The 17,478-nt window shown below is 63.7% G+C and carries 14 protein-coding genes, 1 pseudogene and 1 riboswitch; of the genes and pseudogenes, 4 read left to right on the top strand and 11 right to left on the bottom strand.

The features are described from left to right. Nucleotides 1–42 precede the first annotated feature (42 nt). Nucleotides 43–1,164 (top strand): DUF2336 domain-containing protein, encoded by a 1,122-nt coding sequence (locus NKJ73_RS06990; protein WP_352568826.1) that lies wholly within the window; start codon nucleotides 43–45, stop codon nucleotides 1,162–1,164. Here NKJ73_RS06990 and NKJ73_RS06985 read toward each other — a convergent pair. Together NKJ73_RS06985 and parE are read right to left on the bottom strand one after the other, a co-directional pair. Next, nucleotides 1,161–3,227 carry an FUSC family protein gene (locus NKJ73_RS06985; RefSeq protein WP_352568825.1) on the bottom strand — a complete coding sequence of 689 codons (2,067 nt, stop codon included), beginning with the start codon at nucleotides 3,225–3,227 and terminating at the stop codon, nucleotides 1,161–1,163. The genes NKJ73_RS06990 and NKJ73_RS06985 overlap by 4 nt on opposite strands. A gap of 42 nt (nucleotides 3,228–3,269) precedes the next feature. Next, complete coding sequence (gene parE / locus NKJ73_RS06980) at nucleotides 3,270–5,321, bottom strand: DNA topoisomerase IV subunit B (RefSeq protein ID WP_352451346.1); 2,052 nt, start codon at nucleotides 5,319–5,321, stop codon at nucleotides 3,270–3,272. A gap of 273 nt (nucleotides 5,322–5,594) precedes the next feature. Here parE and NKJ73_RS06975 point away from each other — a divergent pair, with 273 nt between their 5' ends. Continuing rightward, complete coding sequence (locus NKJ73_RS06975) at nucleotides 5,595–6,764, top strand: GGDEF domain-containing protein (protein WP_352568824.1); 1,170 nt, start codon at nucleotides 5,595–5,597, stop codon at nucleotides 6,762–6,764. Nucleotides 6,765–6,836: 72 nt separating this feature from the next. Here the strand turns inward: NKJ73_RS06975 and gcvP are convergent, their stop codons facing one another. Genes gcvP through gcvT form a run of 3 tightly spaced genes read right to left on the bottom strand, consistent with a single transcriptional unit; the run spans nucleotide 6,837 to nucleotide 11,156 of the window. Then, nucleotides 6,837–9,647 (bottom strand): aminomethyl-transferring glycine dehydrogenase, encoded by a 2,811-nt coding sequence (gene gcvP / locus NKJ73_RS06970; protein ID WP_352568823.1) that lies wholly within the window; start codon nucleotides 9,645–9,647, stop codon nucleotides 6,837–6,839. A gap of 16 nt (nucleotides 9,648–9,663) precedes the next feature. Next, on the bottom strand, nucleotides 9,664–10,032 hold the full coding sequence (gcvH, locus tag NKJ73_RS06965) for a glycine cleavage system protein GcvH (RefSeq protein WP_352568822.1): 369 nt from the start codon (nucleotides 10,030–10,032) through the stop codon (nucleotides 9,664–9,666). A gap of 5 nt (nucleotides 10,033–10,037) precedes the next feature. Next, nucleotides 10,038–11,156, bottom strand: a complete 1,119-nt coding sequence (gcvT, locus tag NKJ73_RS06960) for a glycine cleavage system aminomethyltransferase GcvT (RefSeq protein WP_352568821.1) — start codon at nucleotides 11,154–11,156, stop codon at nucleotides 10,038–10,040. A gap of 148 nt (nucleotides 11,157–11,304) precedes the next feature. Then, a riboswitch (glycine riboswitch) is annotated at nucleotides 11,305–11,391 on the bottom strand. Between the two features lie 204 nt (nucleotides 11,392–11,595). On the opposite strand from gcvT, the gene NKJ73_RS06955 reads away from it, so the two are divergent. Continuing rightward, nucleotides 11,596–12,594: a hypothetical protein gene (locus NKJ73_RS06955; protein WP_352568820.1), complete on the top strand. Its 999-nt coding sequence runs from the start codon at nucleotides 11,596–11,598 to the stop codon at nucleotides 12,592–12,594. 12 nt (nucleotides 12,595–12,606) lie between these two features. Here the strand turns inward: NKJ73_RS06955 and NKJ73_RS06950 are convergent, their stop codons facing one another. Further along, nucleotides 12,607–13,434, bottom strand: coding sequence for a transporter substrate-binding domain-containing protein (locus NKJ73_RS06950; RefSeq protein ID WP_352568819.1), 828 nt, complete (start codon nucleotides 13,432–13,434; stop codon nucleotides 12,607–12,609). Between the two features lie 86 nt (nucleotides 13,435–13,520). Here NKJ73_RS06950 and NKJ73_RS06945 point away from each other — a divergent pair, with 86 nt between their 5' ends. Next, complete coding sequence (locus NKJ73_RS06945) at nucleotides 13,521–14,123, top strand: DUF3011 domain-containing protein (RefSeq protein ID WP_352568818.1); 603 nt, start codon at nucleotides 13,521–13,523, stop codon at nucleotides 14,121–14,123. A gap of 23 nt (nucleotides 14,124–14,146) precedes the next feature. On the opposite strand, the gene NKJ73_RS06940 is transcribed toward NKJ73_RS06945, so the two are convergent. The 5 genes and pseudogenes from NKJ73_RS06940 to NKJ73_RS06920 all read right to left on the bottom strand — a co-directional run. After that, nucleotides 14,147–14,956, bottom strand: a complete 810-nt coding sequence (locus NKJ73_RS06940; RefSeq protein ID WP_352568817.1) for a molybdopterin-binding protein — start codon at nucleotides 14,954–14,956, stop codon at nucleotides 14,147–14,149. Between the two features lies 1 nt (nucleotide 14,957). After that, complete coding sequence (locus NKJ73_RS06935) at nucleotides 14,958–15,839, bottom strand: cytochrome b/b6 domain-containing protein (RefSeq protein ID WP_352568816.1); 882 nt, start codon at nucleotides 15,837–15,839, stop codon at nucleotides 14,958–14,960. A gap of 105 nt (nucleotides 15,840–15,944) precedes the next feature. Continuing rightward, nucleotides 15,945–16,622, bottom strand: coding sequence for a DUF1345 domain-containing protein (locus NKJ73_RS06930; protein WP_352454436.1), 678 nt, complete (start codon nucleotides 16,620–16,622; stop codon nucleotides 15,945–15,947). A gap of 5 nt (nucleotides 16,623–16,627) precedes the next feature. Beyond that, nucleotides 16,628–17,095 carry a YaiI/YqxD family protein gene (locus NKJ73_RS06925; RefSeq protein WP_352454435.1) on the bottom strand — a complete coding sequence of 156 codons (468 nt, stop codon included), beginning with the start codon at nucleotides 17,093–17,095 and terminating at the stop codon, nucleotides 16,628–16,630. Nucleotides 17,096–17,161: 66 nt separating this feature from the next. Continuing rightward, nucleotides 17,162–17,478 (bottom strand): annotated as a pseudogene (locus NKJ73_RS06920) (S-(hydroxymethyl)glutathione synthase); the annotation flags it as partial.

Below are 17,478 nucleotides of genomic sequence, written 5' to 3'. Positions count from 1 at the left end.
CCAGGGTCAGAAGCGTTCTGGCAAGGGGCGTAAGCAGGCGACATGGTCGTTTCGCATTTCCTGAAATGGATCCATACGGCGAAGGTGTCGGAGCGTGCTGCGGCGGCAAGCGCGCTGGCTCGCGCCTATGTCGACTCGGAGCTGCCTTTCGAGGACCGCTGCGCTGCCGAGGCGGCGCTAACGTTGCTGCTCGATGACGTATCGTCGAAGGTGCGGCTGGCGATCGCCGACGCGCTTTCCATGAGCCATCATGCGCCGCCGCAGATCGTCAGCGCGCTGGCGTCGGACCAGCCCGAGGTGGCCGCGTTGGTATTGGCGCGGTCGCCGCTGCTCACCGATGCCGACCTGATCGATCGGGTTGCCGGCGGCCAGAAAGCGACGCAGAAGGTGATCGCCGACCGGCCACGCGTCTCGATGTCGGTTGCGGCGGCGATCGCCGAGATCGGCGAGCCGGAAGCCTGCGCCACGCTGCTCGCCAACAGCGGCGCCGATATCGCATCGATCAGCTTTCGGCGCATGGCCGAGCGGCACGGCCATCTGCCTCTGGTGCGCGAAGCGCTGATTGCCGACGCGCGCCTGCCCGCCGATTGCCGGCATTTGCTGCTGGTCAAAGTGGGCGAGACGCTCAAGGGCTCGCCGCTGGTGCTGGCGCTGATGGGCGCCGCCAGGGCCGAGCGCGTTACGCGCGATGCTTGCGTCAAGGCTTCCGTGACACTGATCGAAGGCACGCGTGCAGAGGAACATACCGCACTTGTCGAACATCTGCGCCTGCGCGGCGACCTGACCGCAAGCTTCGTCATCCGCACCATCGCGCACGGCAAGGTCGACTTCTTTGGCTCGGCGCTGGTCGCGCTCAGCCAACAGTCCGAACAACGGGTGAGAGCACTGCTGGCCGGCGGGCATGACATAGCGTTGCAGGCACTGTTCCGCAGCGCCGGGCTTGCCGCCGCCACCCACGCCATCATCCTGCGCGCGCTGAAGGTCTGGCGCGAGGTCGCCAATGGCAAACGCCTCGCCGGCGTCCAGGAAGTCAGTTGGCTGATGCTGAAGGAATTGGGCGGACAGTCCGCCGAAGGCGATCTCGCCGGGCTGGTCAAATCGATCCATCTCGACGCGCTGCGCGAGAACGCACGCGGGCACGCGCTGGCGATCGCTGCTGCCTAAACCCGGTCTTTCGCGAAAAAGTCCGGAAAATCCTCAATCGCGGCGGCGATGATGCGCAGCGAGGCGGCGGTCTGCAGCATTTCGGCTGCGACGCTGCGCTCCGCGATGCCTGCTGCATACTGCCTGGCGACTGCGACGGTCGCCGTCTGCGGCTCGCCGGGCCGTCTGAACAGCAGCTCGCGTGCCAGACCGCGCAGGAAATTGGCGATGGAAAGAGCTGTTTCAGGCGGGATCGCGGAACTTTGCTGTGCGTTGCGCAGCCGTAGGATTTCGAGGCCGACGGTAACCGCAGCTATGCCGCCGCCGAGAACCGCGTCGCCTTTCTTGCCGGCGTTCTGCAGCAGTGGCATCAACTGGTTGATCCGGTCGTAGGCAAGGCTTTCGAAGGCCGATCGCCGCGGCAGGCGGTCGTGCAGGCAAAGGCGTGCAAGATCTTCGCGCATGGCTTGCAGGATGCGGTTGACGGTGACCCAGGGGTCGGCGGGCAGCACGATGGCGAAGACGCCGATCGCCAGAAGAATGCCGACCAGGACCGATGCCGAATTGGCGAAGAACGGAAATGGATCGTAGGTCATCGCCTGATGTGGGCTGAGGAAGGCGAGGAAATTGATGGCAAAGGCCGTTGCCACGCCGACATAGCGCGGATTGGCCATGGCCAGTGCCGCTGGCACCAGGATCGGCACGACAAAGACCATGAACCATCCGAAGCCTGGCAAAGCCGGAAGCGCCAACTGGCCGATGAGAAACGCAAAGGGCAGGGCGAGCAACGTGCCCTCGAAGAAGTTCCATGCCGACCGGATCGGATCGGGGCGAGCGGCGAACAGGCTGGAGACGACGGCGACCAGAATGACCGTGCCGGTCGCGTCCGACCATTTCGTCGCCAGCCAGAAGCCGGCGACCAGGAGCGTGGCGATTGCTGCGCGCACGGCATTGCGCGATGCCGCACGGTAATCGCGGTGCACCACCAGCGCTGGCTGCCGCCGTTCGCGACTGGCACGAGACGGGGGAGAGCGGAGTGCATCCAGGCCGCGCAGCACTTGCTGCATTGCCTCGGCGAAGTCGGCGGCAATGGTTAGGCGGGTGACAGTGCCAGCCCAGTCAATGTCTTGCCCGGCCGCGATGTCAGGCATCTGCCGTGCCTTGCCGGCGATTGCGTCGAGCCGCGCCACCCAGGGCGCCGTATCGTCCAGCGCGCCCGGCTTGGCTACCAGTTCGCCGACAACGGCCTGCAACTCGGCGCGAACGGGGATGAGGGCTGCATTCTTCGGCGCGGCGTGGGCATGCAGCGCACGCGCCGCTGACAGGGCCGACAGAAGCTGGCCGATGGTACGCCGGACCGGATAGGCGCGGGTGGCGAGGCTCGGCCCCTCCAGCCTTGCGTAGGTGCGCATCTCGCCGAGCGTCTGGACGTCGCCGATCAGCTTGCGGTGCAGCCCGGCAAGCTTTTCCGCATCACCGCCGGAAAAAGCGCCGTCCGCATAGGCCGCCAGGTCGAGAATGCTGCGTTTCAGTCTTGAGATGATGGCGTCGGCGGCCAGTTTCGGCAGGATCAGCCGGCTGGTCAGCGCAGCGCAGACGATACCAAGCACGATTTCCGCGCAGCGCGCCACGGCGAGATCGATGACGAGGTGCGGCTGGCCGAAAGCCGGCAGGCCGATGATCATCGCGGTGTAGCCGGCAAGCGCCGCGCCATAGGCTTCCGGATTGCGTAGCAGCGACGAGACCAGCGAGCAGATGCCGATCCAGACGGCAAGAACTGCAACCAGCAACCACGGGTTGGCATCGAAAACAGTGGTAATGCCGATCGCCGCCAGCGCGCCGGCAAGCGTGCCGAGGAGACGATAAAACCCCTTCGCCAGCACCATGCCGGCGACCGGCTGTGCGACGATGAACACCGTCATCATCGCCCATTGCGGGTGGTCGAGCTTCAGCGCATAGGCGGCCAAAATTGCGATGAGGCCGGCCGAGACGGTGCGCAGGGCAAAGATCCAGTCCGAGCGCGTCGGCCGCGTCAGGCCAGCGATCCGCGTGCCGATATCGTCCTTCAGCCGCGCCCAGGTCAAGTGCTCGTCTCCAGCTCAGAAGGCCAAGCTAGCGGCGGGAGCTCAGATATCCAGCACTTCCGTCTCGGCGAATTCCGCGCGTTCCTGGATGAACCGGAAACGTGCCTCGGGCTTGGTCCCCATCAATGCGTCGACCGCATCCTTGGTCGCCGCCTCGGCATCGATAACGTCGACCCGCAGCAGCGTGCGCTTTTTCGGGTCCATGGTGGTTTCCTTGAGCTGGGCGGCCATCATTTCGCCCAGCCCCTTGAAGCGGCCGATTTCGACCTTGCCGCGCCCCGTGAATTCGGTGCGCAGGAGTTCGTCCTTGTGCGCATCGTTGCGGGCATAGGCGACCTTGCCGCCTTGCCGGATCGAATACAGCGGCGGCACCGCCAGATAGAGATGGCCGCCGCGGACCAGGCTTGGCATCTCCTGGTAGAAGAAGGTGATCAGCAGCGAAGCGATATGGGCGCCGTCGACGTCGGCATCGGTCATGATGATGACCCGGTCGTAACGCAGGTCCTCGTCGCGATATCTCGAGCGCGTGCCGCAGCCAAGCGCCTGGATGAGGTCGGATATCTGCTGGTTGGCGGCAAGCTTGTCGTTGCCGGCGCTGGCGACGTTGAGGATCTTGCCGCGCAGGGGCAGCACCGCCTGGCTGGCGCGGTCGCGCGCCTGCTTTGCCGAACCGCCGGCCGAATCGCCCTCGACGATGAACAGCTCGGCACCGGCGGCGGCATTCTGCGTGCAGTCGGCGAGCTTGCCGGGCAGGCGCAGCTTGCGCACCGCACTCTTGCGCGACACTTCCTTTTCCTGGCGGCGGCGCACCCGCTCGTCGGCGCGCGCGATCACCCATTCGAGCAGTTTCGAAGCCTCCTGCGGATTGTCGGCCAGCCAGTGATCGAACGGATCGCGGATGGCGCTTTCGACGATGCGGATCGCCTCGATCGTCGCCAACCTGTCCTTGGTCTGGCCGACGAATTCCGGTTCGCGGATGAACACCGACAGCATGCCCGCCGCCGAGATCATCACATCCTCGGAAGTGACGATCGAGGCGCGCTTGTTGCCGACCAGGTCGGCATAAGCGCGCAAGCCGCGCGTCAGGACGTTGCGGAAGCCGGCCTCATGCGTGCCGCCTTCGGCGGTCGGAATGGTGTTGCAATAGGAATTGATAAAACCGTCGCCGCCGAACCAGGTTACCGCCCATTCGAGCGAACCGTGGCCGCCCTGCTTCTCGCTCTTACCGGCAAACATTTCACGGGTGACCTGGAATTCGTCGCCGAGCGAGGCTTTCAGATAATCCTTGAGGCCGCCCGGAAAATGGAATTCTGCCTTGGCCGGCGTCGTGTCCTTTTCCTTGATCAGCGACGGATCGCAGGTCCAGCGGATTTCGACACCGCCGAACAGATAGGCCTTTGACCGCGCCATGCGGTAGAGCCGCGCCGGCTCGAAAGCAGCACCCTTGCCGAAAATCTGCTCGTCTGGATGGAAGCGGATCTTCGTGCCGCGGCGGTTGTGCACCTCGCCGAGCTGCTCCAGGCCGGTCACCGGAACGCCTCGCGAGAAGCGCTGGCGATACAGCTTGCGCCCAATCGCGACCTCGACCTCGAGATGGTCGGACAGCGCGTTGACCACGGAAACGCCTACACCGTGCAGGCCGCCGGACGTCTCGTAAACCTTGCTGTCGAACTTGCCGCCTGAATGCAGCGTCGTCATGATGAGTTCAAGCGCCGGCTTCTTGAATTTCGGGTGCGGATCGACCGGAATGCCGCGGCCGTTGTCGGTTACGGACAGGTATCCGTCTGCGGAAAGCTCGACATCGATGAAGGTCGCATGGCCGGCGACCGCCTCGTCCATCGAATTGTCGATGACCTCGGCAAACAGATGATGCATCGCCTTGTCGTCGGTGCCGCCAATGTACATGCCCGGGCGGCGGCGCACCGGCTCCAGCCCCTCCAGCACTTCGATATCGGCGGCACTGTAGCTCTCGCTGGCGTCGCGGGGCGCCGGCCGCTTCGCCGCCTGCACAAGCGGATCGGCCGGTCGCGCGGCGGCGCGAGCCGGCTGCGGCTGCTTGTCCAATTTGGCGAAAAGATCGTTATTGTCGTCCATGCCGATCCTGGATTCCGATGCTGCGAATCACCACCCGATACTGCCACGCTTTTCGCGGGCAGGCGACGGAGGTTCCTGTTACGTTCGAGGATAGAGCCTCTTACTGCAAAACCATTCGACAGCCAAGCGGCGGAAATGGGGTCGAAGCTTGGGGCATCGACGCTTTGTAAACCTTGTCCGAAGGTTACGCCGCAAGGTTGGCTGAAAAACGATATCCGCGAACTGTCGCTGACCTAGAATGCAGTGGAACCCTCAAGAGGCTGTCGCTTAAGCATGTTGGATTACAGTTCGCTTCTGCTCGCGGCGGCGCTGTCGGGCACGTGCCTTAGCATCACCATGTTTGCGATCTGGTTCAGCGCGCCACAGGCACGCTTTGTGCTGACGGTGGCCTGCGGCATTCTCGTGCTCGTCGCACATGTCGTGTTGTTTTGGCATTACGCAAGAGATCCAAGCCCCTGGCTTTGCCAGATCGTGCTTGCGCTTCTCAGCCTCGGTTTCCTGATTATCTGCCTGTCGGCCATGCAATATCTCGGCATAGGCGACTACAGGCGCGCCATCTTGCCGACCTTGGTTGCGATGGCTGTTTGCACAGGCGCGACGTATCTCGGATTTGATGGTGTCGGCTTTATTGTCACCTACGCAACGGTAACGGCGCTGCTCTCGCTCATCGGAGCGATGTTCTGGATTGAGGGTGGTCACGATCGCCGGATATTGCTGGTCGTCTCGTTCCTGAGCGGCGTCTGTGCGCTGTCGTTCGGACTTTGCGGCGCGGTCCTGCTGGTCACGGGCCAATGGGTGCTGGGTGTTGCGCCCGACAATTGGGCCGAGCGGGTGAATTCCGTCGTGGCCGTCGCCTGCATGACCGGGCTCGGCGCATTGACGCTCTCCCTGCACCATTTGCAGGCGCAGATCGAATTGAAGGCCGAGACGATGACCGATCCATTGACCGGGCTGATGAATCGGCGGGCGTTGACGGCACTCTACGGCGAGCGGGTCTTCGGTCCGTTCATGTCCGTTGCCATGTTCGACCTTGACCATTTCAAGAGGACGAACGACGTATTTGGTCACCCGGTCGGCGACCAGGTTCTGTGCCGCTTTGCCGCCGTCATCAGGAAATACGCCCGGACCGGCGTCGACGCCTTCCGGTTGGGCGGCGAGGAATTCGTGCTCGTCATGTCGCGGATGACGGAAGAGAAGGCCTATGACATTGCGAGCAAGATCAGCGTCGCCTTCGGCACGGAAGTCGTGGCCACCCAACTCGGTCCGTTGCGAAGCACAGTCAGCGGCGGCATCGGCTTTGGCGGAACAAACGGCACCGGTCTCGACGATGTGCTGGCCGAAGCCGACGCAGCACTCTATGCGGCAAAGCGCGCCGGGCGAAATCGCGTCGTCGTCCGGGACCGGGCGAGCAAGGCCGACGGGCCGGCCTTGCGTTCTGCCTGATTGAGGTTTCTATCTTCTTGTTAGACCCATGATCTTGTCCGAAAACCGGATTCCACTTTTCGGGATCATGATCTATTCCGCCGCACCCAGATATTCCGACAGCGGCGGGCAGGAGCAGACAAGGTTGCGGTCGCCGGCGACATTGTCGATGCGTGACACCGGCGGCCAGTATTTTGCCGCCGTGTCGGCATCGCCGGCGGGGTAGGCCGCCTCCAGGCGCGAATAGGGATGGGTCCACTGGCCGGCCAACGCCTCGGCGGCGGTGTGCGGCGCATTGACTAGAGGATTGTCGCCCAACGGCCATTCGCCCTTCGCCACCTTGGCTGCCTCGCCGGCTATGGCGATCATCGCCTCGCAGAAGCGATCCAGCTCGCGCTTGGGCTCGGACTCGGTCGGCTCCACCATCAGTGTGCCGGCCACCGGGAACGACATGGTCGGTGCATGGAAACCATAGTCGATCAGCCGCTTGGCGATATCGTCGACGCTGATGCCGGCGCTGTCTTTGAGCACGCGGGTGTCGAGGATGCATTCATGCGCAACGCGTCCGTTGCGCCCTTTGTAAAGCAGGGGGAAATGCTCGCCGAGCCGCGTCGCCACATAGTTGGCGGAGATGATCGCCGTCTCGGTCGCCTGCTTCAGGCCGGAAGCGCCCATCATGCGGATATACATCCAGGTGATCGGCAGGATGGAGGCACTGCCGAACGGTGCCGCCGCCACGGCATGGGCCGAGCCTTCGGTGATGTGGCCGGGCAGATATGGCTTCAGGTGCGCCTTGACGCCGATCGGGCCGACACCGGGGCCGCCGCCGCCATGCGGGATGCAGAAGGTCTTGTGCAGGTTCATGTGGCAGACATCGGCGCCGATATCGCCGGGACGGGCGAGGCCGACCAGCGCGTTGAGGTTGGCGCCGTCGAAATAGACCTGGCCGCCATGGCTGTGGACCAGCGCACAGAGATCGCGCGCGCCTTCCTCGAAGACGCCATGCGTCGAAGGGTAGGTGAACATCAGCGCCGCGAGATTGTGCGCATGCTCGGCCGCCTTGGCCTGCAGGTCTTCCATGTCGATATTGCCGTCCTCGGTGCAGCGCACGACGACAACGCTCATGCCGGCCATGGCCGCGCTTGCCGGATTGGTGCCATGCGCCGAGGACGGAATCAGGCAGACGGTGCGATGGCCTTCGCCGCGTGAGCGGTGGTAGCCGCGAATGGCGAGCAGGCCGGCATATTCGCCCTGGCTGCCGGCGTTGGGCTGCAGGGTCACCGCGTCGAAGCCGGTGATCTCCGCCAGCCAGCCTTCCAGCTCGTCGATCATGGCGCGATAGCCTGTCGAATGGTCAGCCGGGGCGAAGGGATGCAGGTTGGCGACATCAGGCCAGCTCACCGGCATCATTTCGGCGGCGGCGTTGAGCTTCATGGTGCAGGAACCGAGCGGGATCATGGCGCGGTCAAGCGCCAGGTCCTTGTCGGACAGCCGGCGCAGGAAGCGCATCATGTCGGTTTCCGAGTGGTTTTCGCGGAAGACGGGCTGGGTGAGAAACTCGTTGCCGCGCGGTTTTCCTGGCATGGAACTGCTGGCGGCAACGCCGGCCTTGGCGCCGAAAAGTGCTGCGATCGCCTCCAGATCGGCTTCGGTGGAGGTCTCGTCGAAGCTGATGCCGACATGGTCGGCGTCGATGACGCGCAGCAGTCGGCTGGTCTTTTCTGCGGCGGCGGCAATCGCGCCGGCTCTGCCCTTCACTTCCACGGTCACAGTGTCGAAGCGGCTGTCGCCGAGCACCGAAACGCCCGCTGCCTTGAGGCCGGCAGCCAGGCGGTTGGCCAGCGTGTGGACGCGGCCGGCAATCGCCTGCAGCCCGGCAGGGCCATGCCAGATCGCGTAGGCCGTCGCCATATTGGCGAGCAGCGCCTGTGCGGTGCAGATGTTGGACGTCGCCTTGTCGCGGCGGATATGCTGCTCGCGTGTCTGCAAAGCGAGGCGATAACCGGGACGGCCCTTGCTATCCGTCGACTGGCCAACGAGCCGGCCGGGCATCAGCCGCGTCAGCCTGTCGGAGACGGCGCAATAGGCGGCGTGCGGCCCGCCAAAGCCCATCGGCACGCCAAAACGCTGCATCGGGCCGACGGCGATGTCGGCGCCAAGCCTGGCCGGCGCATCGGTCAGCGTCAGGCCAAGCGGGTCGGCGATGAAGACGACCAGCGCGCCGGCAGCACGGGCCCTGTCGATCGCTACCTTGTGGTCGCCGTAGACGCCGAATGTATCGGGCCAGGAGACCAGCAGGGCGGCGGTGTTGTCGTCGATCACCTCGCCGTCGACCTCGATGCCGAGCGGCTCGGCGCGGGTGCGCACGACGTCCAGCGTCTGTGGGTGCGGCGTGCCGGCCAGTGCCACCTTGGTGCGCTTGTCGCGATGATGGCGCAGCGCAATGCCGACAGCTTCGGCCACCGCCGTCGCCTCGTCGAGCAGCGAGGCCGACGCCACCGGCAGGCCGGTCAGTTCTGTCACCAGCGTCTGGAAGTTGAACAGCATTTCCAGCCGGCCCTGGCTGATCTCGGCTTGGTAAGGCGTGTAAGCCGTATACCAGGCCGGGTTCTCGAACAGGTTGCGCTGGATCACCGGCGGCACGTGGACGCCATGATACCCGGCACCGATGAAGCTCTTCAGCACCGTGTTCTTTGCCATCGTCGCCGCGAGCTCGGTCAGCGCTTCCGCTTCGCTTGCGGGGGCGGGCAGGGCCAGCGGCCGGTCGAGCCGGATCGACTTCGGCACTGCCTGACTGATCAGGGTCTCGACCGAAGGAACGCCGATCGTCGCCAGCATGGCTCTGACGTCATGGAGGCCCGGGCCGATATGGCGAGCCGAGAAGGGGTAGGGTGCTGCGGTCATCTTCCTGGTCCTGCTATCAACCAATATGGGCTTTGTAAGCGGCTTCATCGAGGAGTCCGTCGAGCTGGCTTTCATTGGCCAGCTTCATCTTCCACAACCACCCGTCGCTGGTTGCTGCCGAATTGACGAGTGAAGGATCCGATGACAGCGAGGTGTTGGCCTCGGTGATCTCGCCGTCGACGGGCGCGTAGACATCCGATGCGGCCTTGACCGATTCGACCACCACGGCGGTGTCGCCCTTGGCCAGCTTCCTCCCCGGCTCCGGCAGTTCGACGAAGACGAGATCGCCGAGCTGCTGCTGCGCGTAATCGGTGATGCCGACCGTGGCGATGCCGCCCTCGACGCGCAGCCATTCGTGATCTTCGGTGAAATAGGTCTTTGCCATTGAAATCATCCTTTGCGATAGCGATGGGGCGTGAAGGGCAAGAGGTGGATGTCGACCGGGATTTTCGTCCCGCGGACATCGGCGAACAGTTTTGCGCCGGATTTGGCAAGCGGCGTCTGGACGTAGCCCATGGCGACCGGATGACCGGCCGAGGGGCCGAAGCCGCCTGAGGTGACATGGCCGGCAGGGTTGCCGTCAGCATCGAAAAGGGCAGCACCGGCGCGCACCGGCTGGCGGCCTTCCGGCTTCAGGCCGACACGTTTTTGCGCCGGACCGCGCTCCAGGATGGCGCGCAGCGCATCGGCGCCGATGAAGGCGCCAGAGGCGCGAACCTCCTTGGGGATGGCCCACATCAGCCCGGCGCTGGCCGGATCGATCTCCGGCGTGATGTCCAGCCCGTGCAGGCACAGTCCGGCTTCGAGCCGCAGGCTGTCGCGGGCGGCAAGGCCGACCCACATCACCCGCTCGTCCTCGAGCAGCCTGGCGACGAGGTTTCTTGCATCCGCTTCCGGCAGGCCGATCTCGAAGCCGTCTTCGCCGGTATAGCCGGACCGGCTCATGAACCATTTTTCGCGCGGTTCGATGCCGTGCATGAACACCAGCGAACCGGTCTCGATGCCGGCGCGGGAAAGGGCAGCCCACGCCTCGGGGCCCTGTATGGCCAAGAAGACGCGGTCGAGCGCATCCACTTTTACATCGAAATCGCCCTCTGCACCGAAATTTTTGGCCAGTGCGCGCAGATGCTTTTCGTCGGCGGCGGCGTTGCCGGCATTGGCGACCATCATGAAGCGCTCGGCGCCGAGCCTGGTTACGATCAGATCGTCCAGAATGCCGGCCGCCTCATTGAGGAAGAACGTGTATTTGGACTGGGAAATCTCAAGCGCGCCGGCATCGAACGGGCAGGCGCGGTTCAGAAGCGGTGCTGCGCCCAGGCCGCTGATTTCGAACAGCTTCATGTGCGAGATGTCGAACAGGCCGGCATGCTCGCGGCTGTGCAGGTGCTCCTTCATCACGCCGGCCGGATAGGTCAGCGGCATCGACCAGCCGGCGAAGGCGCCGAAACGCGCACCGGCTGCCATGTGCAGATCTTCGAGGGGAAGGTGTTTGGTGTCGTCGCCCGTCATGTCATCTCCAGAGTCGCACGCAAGCGGCCGCGAATGGCGACCAGTCCGTGCCCCTCTGTCTGAAGCCTGAGAGACTCGCGCCCCGTAACTCTGTCGGCAGCGCTTACACCTTCGGCGCGGGGGCAAGCCCCGACTTTCCAGAGTGTCTTTCCCGTCTACGGTTCTTTTGCCTGAGAGATTTCGGGCGATTTCCCCTTCGGCGGCAGCTCTCGCTGCTCTCTCCCGCAAACAGGTAGGACTCGGTCAAGAGCCCTCGACTCGTCATCCATAGCCCGTGGACGACACCTTGTCACCTGCCGGCGACATTTTTACTGGCAAGTCTTCCGCGGGCCTTCTTTACAGGCAAGCCTTCGCTAACCACGCCGCTTGCCGGTTTCTCAAGACCTTGTCGATATACCGCATAAGGGCCGGCAATTACCGGCAGCGGGCGGGGAAGACAATGGGCGAATTGATCATGAGCGCGCCGGTGGCCGGGCTGACCTCGAAAAATCGGATCACGGCGGAAGACGTGGTCATGCTGCGCGGCGAAGTGTTCGGCGACGGCGTAGTAACGCGCGGCGAGGCCGAGGCGCTGTTTGCGCTCGACGCGACGGCGAGGGACAAATGCGCGGAATGGCTCGAGTTTTTCGTCGAGGCCGTCACCGATTTCATCGTCCACCAGGAAAAGCCGGCGGGCTATGTTTCGCAGGACAATGCCGACTGGCTGATCCGGACGATTTCGCGCGACGGCATGGTCGACAGCCAGACCGAACTCGAGCTGCTGGTGCATGTGCTGGAAGTTGCCAAATCATCGCCGAGCAAGCTTTCCAGCTATGCGCTGGAGCAGGTCGCTCATGCGGTTGTGGACGGCAAGGGGCCGCTGATGACCGGCGGCAGGCTTATCCCTGGGTCGATTGCCAAGGCTGAGGTCGAGCTGTTGCGCCGCATCCTTTACGCCTACGGCGGCGATGGCAACATCGCCATCAGCCGCGCCGAGGCCGAGGTGCTGTTCGAGATCAACGAGCGGACAGCGGCGGGCGACAACGATCCGTCCTGGAACGATCTGTTCGTCAAGGCGATCGCCAATTTCGTCATGTGTTCGGCCGGCTACGAACCGCCGGTGCGCGACGTGGCGCTGCGCCGGGATGCTTTTTTCGAACAGGCCGATCCGGAGATCGGCGGGTTCTTCAGCCGCATGGTGTCGGGTGGCCTGTCCGGCATTATGGAGGCCTATCTCTCACCGGGCGACGTCGAGGCCGAATGGGAATCGAGGAACAAGGCAGCCGAGGCACTGGCCCGCCGCGCCGAGACGGTCGATGCCGGCGAGGCCAAATGGCTCGCTGAACACATAGGCGACCGGCCGCTGCAGGAGAACGAGCGCGCGCTGCTGACGCTGATCAAGCACGCCTCGCCGGAAATCCACCCGGCGCTGAAGCCGCTGATCGACAAGGTCGCATAACAGGTCGCGACCCTATTGCTTGGCGGGCTCGGACTTAGCTGTCTCGAAGCGCGACATCCATTTGAAGCTGCCGAACCAGTAGCGGCGCACGCCGCCTATGGTGCCGTCGGCGGTGCGCGCGCCGATCCAGTTGTTGACGTATTGGATGAGGCGGACATCGTCCGGGCGCATCGCAAACGCTTCCGGCGTCCGCAACAGCGGGCCGCCCACCATCGTCAACTTCGCGTCATAGAGCCTGGCGGCCATCTGCGGCGTCGGCGACGTCGCGACCATCGCCTGTGCGTCGCCGCCGATGATCGCGGCGAAAACATCTGAGGTATTGTCGAAAGACAGGATGGTCGCCTTGGGAAAAGCTTCCTTCGCGGCGGCTTCATCGGTGGAATTGGACAGCACGGCGATCTTGTATCCCGGCGCCGCCACTGCCTTTCCCGGCCTTTTCCCAAGGCTGGCGATCGTCGCAACCATACGGATATCGGCGGTACCGGTCTGGTTGGAGAACACCACCTCGCGTGCGCGTTCCGGCGTGCTGGCGTAGCCCGCCGCGATCATGTCGAAATCACCCTTGAGCAGTCTTGTCTTAAGGTCGTTCCAGGGCACCTCGACCAGCTTCAGGTCGACGCCGAGATCAGACGCCAGCGCACTGGTCAGGTCGACATCATAGCCGGCGAACTTCCCGTCGGCCTTCTTGAGGATCCATGGCGGGTTGAGCGCCACGCCGATCGTCAGTGTCTTCTGGTCGATGATGCGCTTGAGGCTGTCGTCCGCCCGGGCTGGCAGCAGCGACAAAGCCAACCAAGCAGAAAGGGCAAGTATAGTTGTGGCGATCATCTTAGCGCGCATTAATATAACCTCGCTGAGCCCGTCCGGTTGTCAGATTTACACAGAGGTGCCATTCTGTCGATAGCGGACCCTGATGGAGAGTTGCGATGTCGACACGGATGACGGTTACCGGTTCGATGATGTTCCTGGTTTGCATCCTGGGCAATCCGGCGAAGCTTTCGCTGCTGCCGGCGGCAGCGCAGGCTGCGGGGGCAAACCGCGTGGTCTGCTCCAGCGCCGATTACCGCTATTCCTATTGCGGGGTCGATACGCGCCGCGGCGTGCAGTTGACCTCCAGGCTTTCGAAGGCGCGTTGCGTATACGGTAGAAGCTGGGGCTATGACGGCGGCGGCATCTGGGTCGACAATGGTTGCTCGGCCGAATTCGCAGTCGCCGGCCCCAACCGCAATCCCTCTGCTGGCGACGTCGCCGCAGCCATTATCGTCGGCGGCGTGGTAGGCGCCATTCTCGACAACGGCAATTCGCATCGCCATCATTCCGATAATTACTATCCGAAGCCGCGCCCGCGCCGTTACGACCAATCGATCGATCCGACGCCGCAATTCGACAATCAGGGCAACCCCAACTTCGATACCCACGGCAACTACCAGGGACCGCACGGGCTGGGCAAGCTTGTCACCCCTGACGATAATCCTGACCTGAATCCGGCCCTGCGCAGCGACGGCGACGACAGCGACGACGACAGTTAGATGAAGCTTGGGTCAGGTTTCGGTCAGATGCCGCCGTACCAGTCGTAGCCATTGTCCTCCCAATAACCGCCTCTGCCGCCGCCGAGATTGGCGAAGCCGTCGACCAGCTCGATCTTGTAGAGGTATTTCGGCATCTTGTAGCCGAGCTGGCGCTCGACGCGGACGCGCAGCGGCGCGCCGTTCTCGACCGGCAACGGCTTGCCGTTGAGGCCATAGGCAAGGATCGTCTGCGGATGACGGGCATCGACCAGGTCGATCGAGCCGTAATATTTGATATCGCCGGCAAGGCTGCGGTCGATCGTGTCGAGGCAGTGGAACATGACGTAGCGCGCCTGCGGCTTGACCACTGCCTGGTCGAGCACCAGCGACAGCGGCGTGCCGGTCCATTTGGCAATGCAGCTCCAGCCTTCGACGCAGTCGTGGCGGGTGATCTGGGTGCGGCTCGGCATGTTCATCAGCTGCTCGCGGCTCAGCGACAGCGGTTTTTCGACGAGGCCTGAAACCTCCAGCCGCCAGTCGGCGAAATCGCTGGCGAGTAGGCCCTTATAGTAATCGTCGTCGGGCGCGGTGACGCCGTTCGGCCGCTGCGGCTGGCGAATGTCGGCTTCGGTGAACTCCGGCGCCAGCGCATCAGCGCCGGCAAGCAGTCGCTGCGCCCGCCAGGTCAGGCCATTAGCGCTTTCGAGGAAGCTGCGCAGGCTGTCGCCGACGCCAAGCTGGCTGTCGAAGGCGTCGCAGCCCGACAGCATGATGCCGGAAAGGCCGAGGCTGGCCGAGGTCAGGAACTTTCTTCGGCTTATCTGTAGCTTGGGGCTGATCTCGAATTTCGCCATGTCAGGCACTCCTCTCTGGCGCTTTGTCGCCATGCGCCGGCGGGTCGGTTCGGTACCACCCGGTGATGATGGAGCGCAGCTCGTTGATCGGGCCGGCGGCCAGGATCATCAGGATGTGGATAATGAAGAAGGCGACCAGCAGCAGCATCACCGTGAAATGAATGGTGCGCGCCGTCTGCCGGCCGCCGAGCAGATCATTCAGGAACGGCAGCACCGAATCCATGCTCGGCGACATGGCAAGGCCGGTGATGATCATCAGCGGCAGCAGCACGAACAGCACGCCGCCATAGGCCATCTTCTGCAGCGTGTTGTAGTCGCGCGTGTGATGGAACCTGAGCTTGGCGTGCTCGACAATGTCTCGCGGCAGGCGCCTGAAATCATCGAGGCGCGGGGCAAGATCGCGGCGCAAATGGCCGTTGATCAGGCTGGCGACCAGCCAGACCAGCAGCGTGGTGGTCAGCACCCAGGCAAAGAAGAAATGAACGACGCGCGCGGTGCCGAGATCGTAATAGGAAGGGATCGTCGCCCAGGACGGGAAGGCACGGGAGGTCTCCTGGCCGGCCGGACCCGACCAGCCGAGCACGCCAGTGGTATCGAAGCGCGTGCCGAAGATTTCGGTATAGCCGCGCGGGCCAGTCGCCGTATTCTCGGCGCCAATGGCGAAGACGGTGTTGTTATAGCCAAAACCCGACTCCTTGCCGATATAGAGCTGCGGGCGGGCGTTGAAGATCTGCAGGCCCGAAAGCAGCATGAAGAACAGCGCGATCGCCCACAGCCAATGCGTCAGCCGCGTCCAGCGCGACTGGCGATAGATCAGCGTCGCATCCGTCGAAGCAGCGCTATCTGCCTCGGTGCTGGCTTCGCCTTTGGCAACTGATTCCATATTTTCCGTGCCTCCCTGCCAAGTGGTTCCGCATGGCCTCGTCAGATCTCTTCTCCTCCCAATACGTCGCCAGCCTAAGCGATGTTTCACCCGATCACGGATTTATTACGGACTGCCGAGGCTGACGGCGAGGTTGACCGCGGCTGCCACGATGACCGTGTTGAAGAAGAACGACAGGATCGAATGCACAAGCACGACACGGCGCATTTGCGAGGTCGTGATGTTGGTGTCGGCGGTTTGCGCCGTCATGCCGATCACCGTGGCGAAATAGAGGAAATCCGAGCCTTCCGGCCGCTTGCCGCCCGGGAAGTCGAGGCCGCCGACCGGAATTTTCTTTTTTGTGTCGCCATCCATCGCATCGCCATCCAACCAGTAGATATGCGCGTAGTGAAGTGCCGCCATGGCGTGGATGGTCAACCAGCCAAGCGGGATAGACAGCAGCGCCACCGTAAGCTCGACGGTGTCCGCGCTCTTCTCCCTGTTGATCAATTGAAACAACGAAATGATGGCAATAGCGACGACAATCAGCGTGACCGCGAAGATGGCCAGTACCGGCAGGTCCGTGTCGCCTGCATTCTTGCGCAGATAGCTGCCGGTAAGCCGCGGCATGTGGGCGATGACAAGAACGAGATAGGCGGCAAAGAACACATTGGCGCCGATCGAATAGGCAAGCGGCGCACGCCAGACCAGCGCGGCGCCAAAGGCTGCCACGCCGATGCAGGCCGACACCGCGAACGGCGTGTGGGGTCGCATGGGCATTTTGGTCGGGGTACCAGTCGCCATGGCCTTCAGTCCGCTGACGCGGATTTCAGCGCTCGCCGTAGGATGCGGTCAAGCTCGCCTAGGAACCGCGAGCGATCCTGCGGCGCGAAGCTCGAATTGTAGCCCTTGCTTTCGCCGGTCTCGCGCAGATGCTGCTTGAGATCGCGCATTGCCACCGCCATGCCGATCGTTTCGGGCGTAAACGGGCGTCCGGTCGGACCAAGTACGTGGGCGCCAAGCGCCACCGCGCGCGCGGCAAGCGGGATATCGGCGGTCACCACGATATCGTTGGACCGGGCATTTTCGACGATCCAGTCGTCGGCGGCATCGGCGCCCTTGGAGACGACGACATTGCGGATCATCGGATCGCGCGACGGACGCAAGCCGCCATTGGAGACGAAGGTGACGACGATGCCGTGCCGCTCGGCGACTTTTTCGACCTCGGCCTTCACCGGGCAAGCGTCGGCATCGACGAGAATAGCAGGTGCGGGCATCGTTGTTCCAAATGTGAAAGAGCCGGGCGGCGTCGCCCGGCTCGATCGATGATAGTCGAGCGGCTACTAGGCCGGCAACGCGCCGGATCTCTTGGCCGTCCAGGTGGCGATATAGTCCATCAGTCCTGGATTGAGGCAATCATAAGGTTCGAGCCCGATCGACTTCAGCTGTGACCTTATGCCGTCCATACGGCTCGGATCGACACCGGATTCGATGATCGACGAGACAAAGGCGGTGAAGCCCGGCGGCGACCAGCCGTCTTCCTGGAAGCGTTCGGGATGGATGAAGGACAGCCCCTTGAAAGCGTGGTCGCGCTCGACCGGGCCGTGCATGTGGACGCCGCAGCCGGTGCAGGCATGGCGCAGGATCAGCGCGCCCGGAT

Origin of the sequence: Mesorhizobium sp. M0074 (genome assembly GCF_040322975.1) — a bacterium.
Classification (GTDB): Bacteria; Pseudomonadota; Alphaproteobacteria; order Rhizobiales; family Rhizobiaceae; genus Mesorhizobium.
The sequence above is the reverse complement of the archived record's forward strand: the minus strand, read 5'-3'. Positions and strand labels throughout refer to the sequence as shown.